The following is a 12,856-nucleotide window of genomic DNA, read 5'->3' as shown; positions in this document are numbered from 1 at the left end:
GCGGCGGCGTCCGTCTCCGCCTCGCTCGGGCTCCGGCAGCAGACCGATCTGGTGGTAGTGACGAATGGCGCGCGGGGTGGTTCCGGCGAAGGCGGCGGCATCGCCGATCTTGACGTCGCGGGGAGGCGTGACGAAGGGGTACATCTCAGACAGGGCCTTTCGTACTGTGGTGCCCTCGACGACACCACATGCCGCTACGGCATGTGCAACTACCCACCACCCGGGGACCCTGACGGGCTATCGGACGGTCCCTCGCCCTTGGTGTCCCGTCATGGCACCCCGAGCAGGGGTTGAGGATTTTCATGGAGCCCCGTCACCGCCCGCACAAGCAAGAAGAGCACCCGGCGCCGCGTGCTCTTCTTGGTGTCGGCGGCGGCCATCTGCCCCTTGGAAGGCAATTTGAGGACGGCAGTCCAGGCGGGAGCGGCGGTGCGCCCGCCTGGACTGCCGTCCTGAGTCCCACACGGGGGAGCGGTGTCAGGCTCGGTGTCAGCCAACGTCACTGGGAGGGGCAGGCCGGGTGTCAGATCGCATGCCCTAGGCACACGCGGTGCCTGACTGTCAGAGGGTGTCAGGAACGCGGGGGGCGCCGTCACCTACCGGCTCGTACCCGGCCGACGGACGCCCGGCGCCCAAATGCCGTGCCCCTGCACCCGTGCTACTGGCTAGTGGGGCGGACACCCCCACTACCCAGCTACCCACTACCCAGTAGCCGCCCGCAGCGCCGGAACTCCCACCCGCGATGGCGCCCCAAGGACGCCCGCCCCCGAAGGGCGGTCCTTCTTGCTCTTCCGCTCCCAGCCCGCTACCAGCGCTTTCTCCGCTGGTAGCGGGCTTGTCGTTGCTGGGAGCCCGGCCGTCTCGTCTTCACGGTCCAGGTCGCGCAGTATCGGCTGCTCTGGGTGAGCATGGCGGCGAGGGGACGGGCGTACCCCCGTCGAACCCCGGTCAGCCGCCCCCTGCGACGCGTTCTCAGCCGGTCGTGCCGGGCGGCGTGGTCCGTGCCCGGGTTCCGGTCTCCGCGGTTGCCTTCCCGGTGTTGCCGGGGGCGAGTCCGCAGGTGCCGGACCTCGATACCCCGTCCTGTCCCCTCAGCTCCACGACGACCTGGCCGTCGGCGTCCTGGCTGTAGGCGATCGTGCAGGTCAGCTGACGTAGAGCAGTGCTGTCCAGTCCCCCCAGGGCGAAGGGCAGGCGGGTCGTGACCCTGCCGCCCGGGGAGCGCTCGACCTCGACGGTCCCGCCGGGGTGGGCGGCGGGAAGGGAGGTGCCCAGGCCGACGGCCAGGTCTTCCTCCTGCGGACCGCCGAGCAACGCCAGGACGACCTTCTCGGTCGGCACCCGCCCGGCCGTTTCGCCGGGGTTCTGGTCTCCGGAGCCTTCCTCGACGTACCCGTCGAACACGGACGAGCTCGCGGGCGTCCGGATCACAGGGGCCAGCCCTCCGTCGGGGGAACGGAAGAAGAGCAGTATGTCGTACTCACGGTTGAGGAAGGCCTGGACGGAGGCGGGACCGCCCGCCTCGATGACGTCGGTCTCCTGGATACCGCAGCCACCGAGCAGCGGTACGGCGGCCACGACGGCGACGGCTGCCGCACGCCGACGCGTCCGCGCACGCCTCATCCGCCGGCCTCCTCCGCGTGCAGCGGTATCTCGACGGTGAAGACGGCACCGCCCCCGGGCCGGTTCCCCGCACGGATCGTTCCGCCGTGCAGCTTCACGTTCTCCAGGGTGATCGCCAGCCCCAGGCCGCTGCCCGCCGAGCGGGTGCGGGCCGCATCGGCCTTGTAGAAGCGGTCGAAGATGTGCGGGAGCACCTCGGGCTGAATGCCGGGTCCGCTGTCCATGACCTCGGTGATCAGCACGGGCGTGCCCGGGGACCGTACCTCGGTGCACAGGCGTACCGTGACGGGCGCGCCGCCGTGCTTCAGGGCGTTGCCGACGAGGTTGGCGATCACGACGTCGAAGCGGCGCGGGTCGAGCCGGGCCCGGATGCCGTCGGGCAGTTGCACACCGACCCGGTCGTCGGTCCAGTACCGGTTCTGCAGGGTCTTGCGGATGGCCTCGGCGACATCGACCTCGTCGTCATTCAGCTCGGCCGCGCGGGCGTCGAAGCGGGACATCTCCATCAGGTCCTCGACGAGCACGGCGAGCTTTCCGGTCTCCGCGCTGACCAGCCGGAGCGCGCGGGCGGTGTCGGCGCCCAGGCCCTCCGCGTCCTCTTCGAGAACCTCTGTGACGGCAAGCATTCCGGCGAGGGGGGTGCGCAGTTCGTGCGAGACGTCGGAGGCGAAGCGGCGGGCACGCTCCTCGGCCTCACGCAGTTCACGCACGGACCCCTCCAGTTGGCCCGCCGACTCGTTGAAGGTGCGGGCCAGGTCCGCCAGTTCGTCGCTGCCGCGCACCCGGATCCGGGTGTCGAGTCTGCCGCTGCCCATGCTCCGGGCCGCCTGGCGCAGTTCCCTCACCGGGCGCAGCACACTACGCGCGGCGATCAGGCCGGGTATCAGCGCGACGGCGAGGCCGGGCAGGGCACCGTCCCGGGCGGCCATGAGGAGGGCGTCGACGTTGACCTGCTCGTCGGCCATCCGCATGACGGCGTACAGGACGAGTCCGGTGGGCAGCACGCTGCCGGGGCTTGTCTTGAAGACTGTGGGCATGGCGATGGTCAGGTAGGGAACGCCGTCCTTGACGACCCGCTCGAAGGCGCCGCGGGGGTTGGCCCGCGCGGCGCGGCGCAGTTCGGGTGTGATGACGGTGGAGACGGGGTTCTCGCCCGACGAGGCGCGGAGCGAACCGTACTCGGCGAACACCACCCAGGGCCGCGGCTTGCCCTTGCGGGCGAGGTCACGCAGGACCTCCTCCATGCCCTCCTTCCGCACGGGCAGGGAGAAGCCCGTCTGCTGGACGTGGTCGCGGAACGACGAGACCGCCGTGTCCTGGGCGGTCCTCAGCACCGCGGTGCGGGCCTCACGGTAGGTCAGCGCGGCCGTCGTACCGGCGCTGACGGCGGCGACCAGCAGGAAGGCGAGCAACAGCCGCGTGCGCAGCCCGAACGCCCTGACCCGCGGCCGTTGTTCGTCGGTGGCCGTACCGCCCTGCCCTTCGTCCTTTCCGCGGCGCTGCCGACCGGTGGCCACGTCGCGGCGCTGCCGACCGGTGGCCTCGTGGCGGCGCAACCGACCGGTGTCCTCGTCGCGGCGCAACCGACCGGTGTCCTCGTCGCGGCGCAACCGACCGGGATGAGGGCCGGTGGTCACAGCGGCCCGAAGCGGTAGCCGAAGCCCCGCAGCGTCTGGACGTAGCGGGGGCTGCCGGCCTCGTCCTCGATCTTGCCGCGCAGACGGCGGACGCATGCGTCCACCAGTCGGGCGTCGGCGTGGTAGCTGTGCTCCCAGACGTGCTCCAGCAGTTGCTGTCTGCTGAACACCTGCTCAGGAGCCGCGCAGAGGTGCAGCAGGAGCTTGAGTTCCGAGGGAGCGAGCGCGAGCGGCCGGCCGGCCTTGGTGACCGTCAGCCCGACCCGGTCGACGGTGAGTTCGCCGTGGACCTCGATGGCCGGGCGGCCCGCGCCGGCGTCCAAGCGGCGCAGTACGGCACGGATGCGGGCCTCGATCACGTCGGGACGGGCGGGCTTGACGATGTAGTCGTCGGCGCCGGCTTCCAGGCCGACGACCACGTCGAAGTCGTCGCCGCGCGCGGTGAGCATGATGATCGGCAGCTGGCTGTGCTCGCGGACCTGGCGGCAGACCTGTACGCCGTTCATTCCGGGCAGCATCAGGTCCAACAGCAGCAGATCGGGGCGGAACTCGGCGAGCGCGGCGAGGCCGGCCTCACCGGTCGCGGCCGCCCGTACGTCGTGGCCGCGGCGGCGCAGACCGATTTCGACCCCCTCGCGTACGAAAGGGTCGTCCTCGATGAGGAGCACGCGGGGCATCGGCAGTTCTCCCTCGGTGGTGGTCAGGTCCGGATCCGTCTACGGCGTACGCCGGAGAGCAGCGCGGCGAGTTCGGCGAGTCGCAGCGGACGTGCGAGCAGGGCGAAGGTGAGGACGACGACCGCCGCGCCGGCAACCGTGGAGACCACCGTCCCCGCCGGTGCGGTTCCCAGGGCCGCGAAGTGGCCCAGCGCGGTGGCGGGGACTGCGGCGAGCACCAGCCGCGCGTGAGTGCCGACGGCGGACGAACGCAGGGGGCGTGCGACGGCGAGCCGGTGACTCAGCACCCGGCCGGTCACCGCCCAGCCCGCGCACAGCGCCAGTGAGTGCGCCGCCGCCATGCCCGTCACGGCCCAGCGAGCCGGCAGCAGGTGTGCGGCGGCCAGGGACAGTCCCGCGTTGAGGGCGACGATCACGAGGTTGAGCAGGAACGGCGTACGGGTGTCGGAGAGCGCGTAGAAGGCGCGGGACAGGACGTACTGGCCCGACAGGGCGACGAGTCCCGGCGCGAAGGCCATCAGGATCCCCGCCATGGCGGCCGTGTCGTCGGCGCTGGTCCTGCCGTACCCGAAGACGAGGGCCATCACCGGCTGCGCGAGGGCGAACAGCGCGCAGCCGGCGGGTACGACGGCCGAGGCGCAGACGCGCAGGGCGTGGGAGACGTCGCGCCGCACGGCGGCGGTGTCCCCGTCGGCGGCGGCCGCGCTCATCCGGGGCATCAGCGCGGTCACCACGGAGACCGTGATGATGCCGTGCGGTACGACCCACAGGGCATAGGCGTTGTTGTACGCGCCGTATCCGGGGCCGCCGTCGAGGCCCGCGGTGGTGGCCAGCCGGGTGGTGACCCAGTAGGCGGCCTGGTTGGCCAGGACCAGCAGCACCAGCCAGCCGGCCGATCGCAGTGGGCGGGCCAGTCCGCTGCCGCGCCAGTCGAAGCGGGGCCGCCAGCGGAAGCGGGCCGCGCGCAGCGCGGGTACGAGGGCGAGTGCCTGGACGGCGATACCGGCGGTCGTGCCCCAGCCGAGCACGGCGGTCTCGGTCGCGGTGAGCGTGCCCCCGCGCCCCATGGCCAGGGCCAGGTACAGACCGAAGACGGTCATGACGACGACGTTGTTCAGGACCGGCGCCCACATCATCGCGCCGAACCGGCCCCGTGCGTTGAGTACCTGCCCGAGCAGCGTGAACAGTCCGAGGAAGAAGATCTGGGGCAGGCAGTAGCGGGCGAGCGCGATGGTCATGGCCGCCTGTCGGCCGGTGTAGTCGGTGTACGCGCCGACGATCGCGGGAGCCGCCCATACCGCGGTCGCGGTGATCGCCAGCAGGGCGACGACGCAGACGGTGACGAGCCGGTCGGTGTATGCGACACCCCCGTCCTCGTGCTCCTTGGCGGCCTTGACCAGTTCGGGCACGAAGACGGCGTTGAGCGCGCCGCCGAGGAGCAGCATGTAGACGATGGTGGGCAGGGCGTTGCCGACCGCGTAGCCGTCGGCGATCGGCCCGATGGTGCCGAGCGCTGCCGCGACCACGGCGGACCGGGCGAAACCGGTGGCCCGGGAGACGATGGATCCGGCGGCCATGACGGCACTGCCGCGGGCCGTGGAGGCCGCCTTCGTCGCTTCCGCCCCGTCCGCGCCGTCCGCGCCGTCCGCGCCGGCTGGTGTCGTCGGCGTCGTCTGCTTCATCGGCGGTTCAGATACGCCTGGAAGGCGCGGTGAAGGGCGTGGTTGGCGCTGCCGCCCAATGGCCTCTCCCACTCCCCCAACGTCTCGACGACCTGTCCTCCGGTGCCGAGCTTCCACCGCAGCAGTCCGTACGCACGTTCCCCAGGATCGAGAGTGGAGGGTACCCCGCGCATGTCGTAGACGTCGGCGCCGAGGGCGTGGGCGTCCAGCAGCATGCGCCATTGCAGGGCGTTGGAGGGCCGGACCTCGCGACGGTGGTCGGCCGATGCGCCGGTCTGGTACCAGGCCCGGCGGCCCACCGTGATCATCGTGTGGGCGGCCAGGATCTCTCCTCGGTGACGGGCGAGGTACAGCTTCATCCGCCCCGGTTCCTCGGTGTTGAGCGCCGCGTACTGACGCTCGTAGTAGGCGAGCGAGCGGCCGAGCCGGAACCCGTCGCGTCGCTCGGTGATGCCGAGCAGCCGGTGGAACTCGGGGAGTTCCGCCGCACTGCCCACCACCACCGCCACGCCCTCCTTCCGGGCTCGGCGCACGTTGCGTCGCCACTCCTGGTTGAGGCCGGACCACAGGTCCTCGGTGGTGCGTCCGGCGAGCGGCACATGGAAGACGTGCCGGGGCTGGGCGTCCCCGTCGCCTCCGGTCCCGTCCCCACCGCAGCGGCGCCAGCCGCGGGCCCGCAGCCGCTCGGCGACGGCGGTGCCGAGCGGGTCGACCTCACTGGCGAGGACGTCGCCCAGGCGTCGGCCCGGGCCGGTGAGCGGCTTGAGCAGGGCGGCGTCCCAGCGCCGGTAGGCGGGCGACGGACCGATGCGCACGGCGAAAGCGCCCGCGCGGCGCAGGTGTTCGAGCAGCGGGCCGAGCCAGCCGTCGACGTCGGGGTCCCTCCAGTCGGCGACGGGCCCTTCGGGAAGGTAGGCGAAGTACTTGCGGGTGCCGGGGAACTGCCGCAGCAACACCAGGGCCACGCCCGTCAGTTCGCCTGCCTCCGGATCCGGACCCCAGCCGAGCAGCTGGGCGCGCCAGCCCTCCTTGACGTCGGCCCAGGAGGGGCACTGCAGGAAACCGGCACCGAGGGCCGCGCCGTCGGGGGACGCGAGGAAGTGGCGGTATGTCTCCGCGGTGATGGTTCGCAGGGCCACGTCCCGGTTCCGTGGCTGGGGCACGCGGCTGGGCGGCACAAGCAGCGCTGACACAGTCTGAGCCTCTCCTTCTCCCCGGGCCTGTCGCGGGGTCGGACAGGATGTTCACAGCGGCCCATGACCGCTCCGCGCGGCGAATGTGACCGGACGATGACCGTTCCCCACCAGTCGCCGTCACATTGCCGCACAGCGGCTGACCTCGGGTTTTTCAGCTCTACAGTCACGGCATCGGCGAATCGCCCACCCCGTTCTCGTCCTTCCCGGAGGTCCTGTTGCCCCGCACACGCGTACTCGCCCATGCCCGCGTCCGGGCCGCTGCCGTGGCCGCCCTGCTGGCGCCGCTCGCCGCCTGCTCGTCGAGCGCATCCCCTGACGCCCCGGAGTCCAAGGTGACGCCGAGCGCCGACGACCGCCCTGTCACGGTCACCGTCACGCCCACGGGACAACAGGTCCCGGCCGGCGAGCCGGTGAGGGTCACGGCCGCGGGCGGCAGGCTAACCTCGGTGACCGTCACCGACGCCGAGGGCCACCGGCTCACCGGCAAGGTCGCCGCCGACGGCCGGTCGTGGGTCTCCGACCGCAAGGCCGTACCCGGCGCGGCGTACACGGTGACGGCGGCGACTCGGACCGAGGGCGGAACCGTCAAGAGCACCAGGGCCACCTTCACCACGGCTCCGGCGGACAAGGTCAACAAGGTCGACTGGCGACCGGGCGCCGGCACCAACGTCGGCATCGCCCAGCCGATCTCCCTGGTCTTCGACCATCCGGTCAAGAACCGGGCCGAGGTCGAGAAGCAGCTCAAGATCACCACCTCGAACGGCACCGAGGGCTCCTGGGGCTGGATAAGCGACTGGTCGGGCAGGGACCGGGTGGACTGGCGGCCCAGGAAGTACTGGAAGCCCGGAACCAAGGTCACGCTGAACGCGGCGTTGAACGGCACCGACTCCGGCGCGGACGGCGGCTGGTTCGTACGCGACTACACGACCACCTTCACCATCGGCGCCCGACAGATCGTCAAGGTCGACCTCGACCGCTATCGGCTCACACTCGTACGCGACGGCGAGACAGTCCGGCGCATACCGGTCTCCGGCGGAACGCCCGGTGGTGACAAGCGCTCCTGGCGCGGAACCGCCGTGCTCATGGCCAAGGAGGGCACCATCAACATGAACTCCGAGACGGTGGGCCTGGGCGACGCCTACGACAAGATGGTCGACCACTCGATGCGGCTGACCTGGTCGGGCATGTACGCACACGCCGCCCCGTGGAACGCCCGCTACTTCGGCAAGGCCAACCAGAGTTCCGGATGCATAGGAATGAGCGACGCGGACGCGGCCTGGTTCTACGGGCAGGTGCGGCCGGGCGACCCGTTCGAGATAACCGGCAAGGACACCAAGGGTGTGGTCGCGCCAGGGAACGGCTTCGGCGCGTGGAACCTCTCGTGGACCGAGTGGCGGCAGAAAAGCGCGCTGCGCTAGGAAGCGGAAGCGGTCCGGGCAACTCCAGGGTGACCAGGCCCGCGCAACGACGCAGGCGCAACCGCCGCCGCGAGGCCGTTGCGGTCACGGGTGCGGGTCGCCAGCACTACCTGGCTGGGCTCGACGCCTCTCAGCGGGACCGTGGTGAGGTCGCAGCCGGGCGACGACGGCGTCCACGCGGTGATCCAGCAGCGCCGGGCGCGGTTGGTCCCCGGTAGGTGGAGGGTCCGCACGTCGGCGTCGGGGTGCCGGTGGCGCATTTCGCGTACCGCCGGAGTGACGATGATGCCCGGTGTGTAGCCGACGGTGACGCGCTTGGGCCGGGCGGCGGCCCGTACGCGCTGGGCGCCCGGCTGTTCGAACTTCGAAACAGCCGGGCGCCGCCCGACCGAACAGGGGGTGAAGGGACCACCGACCGCCTTGGAGGAACGGGTGCCCTGCGACGGCCGTCCTTCAGCCGCCGGCGATGGCGGTCCCCGTCTGCTGCATCGGGTTCTCCGCGGCGTACCGCACCAGGTCGAGGAAGCGTGAGTCGGCGACGGCCGTCATCAGTTCCCTGCTGGTGACCGGGGCCGAGAGCGTGGCGTCGGCGTCCGGGTTGACGGTGAGTGAGACAGCACTGTCCCCGTAGGAGAAATACACCAGGGTGGCCGTGGTTTCCGGCGAGTCGGTGAGCAAGCGGTAGGAGGTCGCCTCGATGTCGCCCGGCAGAGTGGCCCGCTCGCAGCTTCCGCCCTTGAGGGCGCCCGGCTCGCCGGGGCACGGCTTCGGGCCGGAGCCGTCGTCGGACGGCCGCACGGAGAAGATGATGGGGAACACCTTGCCGTCTTCGGTTTCGCCCTGGTAGCGCCGTACCTCCAGGTCGACCGGCCGGATCAGGCCGACCGTGGCCGGCAGCAGCTCGTCGAGGAGACGGGCCGCCCGCTGCTGGAACTCTTCCCGCCGTTCCCGCTCGGCAGGCGGCAGGTCGGTCATGCTCCGTTCCTCGTCGTTCGTGGGTTCGATGTGGACCGGCGTCCGGTACGGCTCCGGCTTCTCCACCGGGGCGAGCGACTCGCGGGGCTCGGGGGTGGTGCTCGCGGCGGGGAGGACCGTCGTGTCGCCGTTTCCCCCGACGGGCAGTGTCGCGGCGCCGAACGCCACGGCCCCGACCACCACGCTGATACCGGCGGCGATCGCGAGACGGGCACGGGCCCTGCGGCGTCGGCCCTGGACGACCGCGGTGGGCACCAGGTCGTCGACCGACGGCAGCACCGCCACCGTCCGTTCCATCGCGTCCCTGACCAGCAGGGCGGTCTGGCGGTCCTCTTCGGGCATGTGGTCTCCCATGACGTTCCTCAGCTCCCCGTGGCGTAGATGTGGGCCTCGCCCAGTTGCGCGCGCAGCTTCACCAGGGAGCGTGAGCACTGGCTCTTGACCGTGGACTCACTGCACTTCAGCAGCTCGGCCACGGACTCGACGCTCTGGTCCTCCCAGTACCGCAGCACGACCATGGCCCGCGCCCTGGGCGGCAGTCCGGCCAGTGCCGTCATCAGCGTCACGCGCAGATCGGTGTGGTCGGGTGCGGGCCGCGGATCGGGGCGGGAGTGCGCCAGCAGGTCCCGCAGCCGGCGCCGCCGCTCGGCCAGGTAGGTGCGGGTGAGCACGGTCCTGGCATAGGCCTCGATGTGGTCGGCGGCGCTCGCCCTCCGCCAGTGCTGGAACAGCTTGGCAAGCGTGGTCTGAGTCAGGTCCCGGGCCGTGTCCGGGTCCCCGCACAGCAGGTACGCGGTCCGGTACAGCCGTCTCTGGCTCGCCCGGGCGAAGGCTTCGAAGCTGTCGGGGGCCTCAAGGCCCTCCGCCGCTTCGGAGCCCTGGCCGTTCTCCGGCATCTGCTCCCCCTTTCCGGGCCCTGTCGAGGACCCTGTCCTGTCACCCGACTTCAGAGCGCTGCCGCACCCTAAAGGTTGAAACCGAATTCACCGCGGGCGTCCCGCGCCCCGGACACCGGGCAGGGCCGGCCAGGGACGCGGCACGAGGGGAGGCGGACTCCGGCCGCGGCACAGGGTGGGCATGGAGCCTGCGCTCGCTCCGCTCCACAGTGGAACCACCCGTCTCCGTAGGGCAGTCTTTGACCGCGTGGCGAGCCTTTCCGAGCGGAACGCGGTACGTGACGTCGATGCGCACATGGTCGTGTGCGGAGACGACGGTCTGGCCCACCGGCTGGCCGGAGAGCTGCGCGCCGTCTACGGAGAACGGGTGACGCTGGTCGTGCCGCCCGCAGCGCGGGACGTGCGGCAGCCGGTGGTCGGCATGGCCCGGGCGTCCGCGCTGTTCGACCGGGTGTCGGCAGCGGTGAACCGGGCTGCCGGAAACGGTGAGCCGACCGCGGTCCGGTCGCCCGCCAACGGCCCTGTCGGCGTACGGCTGTTGGAAGCCGCCGACGCCGACGAAGCCATCCTGGCCGAGGCCGGTGTGGAACGAGCGGCAGCACTCGCGCTGGTCTATGACGACGACGAGACGAACATCCGCGCGGCGCTGACCGCGCGCCGCCTCAATCCGCGGCTGCGGCTGGTGCTCCGCCTCTACAACCGCCGGCTCGGCCAGCGCATGGAGGAACTCCTCGACCAGGCCTCGGCGTTGGCGATCGAGGGCCGCGCCGGCCGGACGGGCGTCGACGGAGATGTGGACGGCGACGAGCGCAGCGGCACGCGGAGCGCGGGATTCGACGCCTCCACCACCGTCCTGTCCGACGCCGACACCGCGGCCCCCGCGCTCGCCGCGACAGCCGTGGCCGGCACCAGCAAAGTCGTCCAGACCGACGGGCTGCTGCTGCGCGCGGTGGAGCGCCCGCCAGGGCAGAACGGCGACACCGGACTGTGCACTCTGGCCCTGCTCTCGGCGACCACCACCAACCCGGCCGGTACCGAGGGGGCCGAGGGCAGCGGGGCGCACGGACCCCAACTGCTGCCCGACGAGGCGTCCGTGGCCGCGGCGGGCGGGCGCGGGACCGTCGTCCTGGAGACCGTGCAGTACACGGGGTCCGCCCTGCCGGCCGGACGCAGTGTCCCGCCGTTCGCATCGCTGTTCTCGCGGCGGCTGCGGTGGTCCCTTGCCGGGCTGGTCGGGTGCGTGATCGCGCTGGCCGTGGCGTCGATGGTGGTCACCGGGGAGCATCCGCTGCGGGCCACGTACCTCACGCTGCTCGACCTGTTCGCCATCAACGACCCCGCGATAGGCGAGCCGTTGGGCCGGCAGATCCTGCAGCTTCTCTCCGGGCTGATGGGACTGCTGCTGCTCCCGGTACTGCTGGCCGCCGTGCTGGAGGCGCTCGGCACCTTTCGCAGCGGGACGGCGGTACGACGAGTGCCGCGCGGACTGTCGGGTCATGTCGTCCTCCTCGGACTGGGCAAGATCGGTACCCGCGTCCTGGCACGACTGCGGGAGCTGGACATTCCGGTGGTCTGCGTGGAGGCCGGGCCCGAGGCACGCGGGCTCGCCGTGGCGCGCCGGCTGCGCGTGCCGGTGGTGCTCGGCGACGTGACCCACGAAGGAGTCCTGGAAGCCGCCAAGATCCACCGGGCACACGCCCTGCTGGCGCTGACCAGCGTGGACACCACCAACCTCGAGGCGGCCCTGTACGCCAGGTCACTGCGGCCCGACCTGCGGGTCGTCATGCGGCTGTACGACGACGACTTCGCCACCGCCGTCTACCGGACGCTGCGCGCAGCGCACCCCCAGGCGCTCACCCGCAGCCGGAGCGTGTCCCACCTCGCGGCACCCGCCTTCGCGGGAGCCATGATGGGGCGGCAGATCCTGGGGGCCATCCCGGTGGAGCGCAAGGTGCTGCTGTTCGCGGCCGTGGACGTGGGTGAGTGCCCCCGGTTGGAGGGGCGCACCGTCGCCGACGCGTTCCGGCCCGGGGCCTGGCGGGTGCTGGCGCTGGACACGGGGGCGCCCGGCGAACAGCAGGGTCTCGTCTGGGACCTGCCGCCCGGATACGTTCTGGGCGCCGGGGACCGCGTCGTACTGGCCGCCACCCGACGAGGGCTGGCGGAACTGCTGGGACGAAGGCCGCACCGTACGAACACGAGCGCATGAGCACGAGAACCGATACCGCGGGTATCCCAGGACGGTCGGTACCCCACTACCGCGAGTACCGCTGATACCCAGCGGGAGTCCCGCTAGTACCGGAGTACCGCCAGTACCCGCAGTACCTCCCGAGTACCCAGATCACCTGGAACCTCTGGAACCTCAGAACCTCTAGAACCGCTCCACGAGGTGTTCCCGCCCCGCCGGTGGCTCGTACGGCTCCGGCCAGAAGTCGGTGACGGAGGCTATGCGGCCGTCCTCGTCCGCAGTGAAGAACGAGACGGCGTGCATCTCCTCCGGGCCCACCGCGAAGTGGGTCCAGCTGACGGCCTGGGTGGGCTCGGCGACGATCCGTTCTATGCGCACATGCCAGTCGCCGGGATACTCGCGGTTGAACTGGACGTAACGGTCCCGCCCCCGGATGCGCTCGCGGGTCTGGGGCAGGGTGTAGAGCACGTCCTTCGCCAGCGTCGCCTCGAAGGCAGGCCAGTCGCGGGACTCGGCCGCGAGCCAGTAGCTCTCGACTGTCCTGTGCAGTTCGGTCGTCATGCC

11 protein-coding genes are annotated in these 12,856 nt (G+C 71.6%); 2 read left to right on the top strand and 9 right to left on the bottom strand.

Annotation, left to right across the window (positions count from 1 at the left end; all coding sequences use genetic code 11):
• From EF387_RS41255 to EF387_RS41230, 6 genes are all read right to left on the bottom strand, one after another.
• A partial coding sequence (locus EF387_RS41255; RefSeq protein WP_155589818.1) for a MerR family transcriptional regulator occupies nucleotides 1-144 on the bottom strand: 144 nt, incomplete at its 3' end.
• A gap of 828 nt (nucleotides 145-972) precedes the next feature.
• Nucleotides 973-1,623, bottom strand: coding sequence for a hypothetical protein (locus tag EF387_RS41250; protein WP_128381741.1), 651 nt, complete (start codon nucleotides 1,621-1,623; stop codon nucleotides 973-975).
• Nucleotides 1,620-3,140, bottom strand: coding sequence for an ATP-binding protein (locus tag EF387_RS41245; protein WP_128381748.1), 1,521 nt, complete (start codon nucleotides 3,138-3,140; stop codon nucleotides 1,620-1,622). The genes EF387_RS41250 and EF387_RS41245 overlap by 4 nt, the downstream gene beginning before the upstream one ends.
• A 116-nt stretch (nucleotides 3,141-3,256) precedes the next feature.
• Nucleotides 3,257-3,937: a response regulator transcription factor gene (locus EF387_RS41240; protein ID WP_128381740.1), complete on the bottom strand. Its 681-nt coding sequence runs from the start codon at nucleotides 3,935-3,937 to the stop codon at nucleotides 3,257-3,259.
• Between the two features lie 23 nt (nucleotides 3,938-3,960).
• On the bottom strand, nucleotides 3,961-5,619 hold the full coding sequence (gene murJ / locus EF387_RS41235; protein ID WP_274388984.1) for a murein biosynthesis integral membrane protein MurJ: 1,659 nt from the start codon (nucleotides 5,617-5,619) through the stop codon (nucleotides 3,961-3,963).
• The gene (locus tag EF387_RS41230) at nucleotides 5,616-6,812 is read right to left on the bottom strand and encodes a lipid II:glycine glycyltransferase FemX (RefSeq protein WP_128381739.1); all 1,197 of its coding nucleotides are present in this window, start codon (nucleotides 6,810-6,812) and stop codon (nucleotides 5,616-5,618) included. The genes murJ and EF387_RS41230 overlap by 4 nt, the downstream gene beginning before the upstream one ends.
• A 218-nt stretch (nucleotides 6,813-7,030) precedes the next feature.
• On the opposite strand from EF387_RS41230, the gene EF387_RS41225 reads away from it, so the two are divergent.
• Nucleotides 7,031-8,233 carry a L,D-transpeptidase gene (locus EF387_RS41225; protein WP_128381738.1) on the top strand — a complete coding sequence of 401 codons (1,203 nt, stop codon included), beginning with the start codon at nucleotides 7,031-7,033 and terminating at the stop codon, nucleotides 8,231-8,233.
• Nucleotides 8,234-8,686: 453 nt separating this feature from the next.
• Here the strand turns inward: EF387_RS41225 and EF387_RS41215 are convergent, their stop codons facing one another.
• Nucleotides 8,687-9,550, bottom strand: coding sequence for a hypothetical protein (locus EF387_RS41215; RefSeq protein ID WP_128381737.1), 864 nt, complete (start codon nucleotides 9,548-9,550; stop codon nucleotides 8,687-8,689).
• A gap of 20 nt (nucleotides 9,551-9,570) precedes the next feature.
• Complete coding sequence (locus EF387_RS41210; protein ID WP_128381736.1) at nucleotides 9,571-10,104, bottom strand: SigE family RNA polymerase sigma factor; 534 nt, start codon at nucleotides 10,102-10,104, stop codon at nucleotides 9,571-9,573.
• Between the two features lie 295 nt (nucleotides 10,105-10,399).
• On the opposite strand from EF387_RS41210, the gene EF387_RS41205 reads away from it, so the two are divergent.
• A complete protein-coding gene (locus tag EF387_RS41205; RefSeq protein WP_128381746.1) occupies nucleotides 10,400-12,313 on the top strand; it encodes an NAD-binding protein in 1,914 nt (637 codons plus the stop codon).
• Between the two features lie 162 nt (nucleotides 12,314-12,475).
• Here EF387_RS41205 and EF387_RS41200 read toward each other — a convergent pair whose 3' ends face one another.
• Nucleotides 12,476-12,853 (bottom strand): nuclear transport factor 2 family protein, encoded by a 378-nt coding sequence (locus tag EF387_RS41200; RefSeq protein WP_128381735.1) that lies wholly within the window; start codon nucleotides 12,851-12,853, stop codon nucleotides 12,476-12,478.
• Nucleotides 12,854-12,856 lie beyond the last annotated feature (3 nt).

The sequence above is a fragment of the Streptomyces cavernae genome (assembly GCF_004023625.1).
Lineage (GTDB): Bacteria > Actinomycetota > Actinomycetes > Streptomycetales > Streptomycetaceae > Streptomyces > Streptomyces cavernae.
Note: the sequence above shows the minus strand (reverse complement) of the source record. Positions and strands in the feature narration are given on the sequence as shown.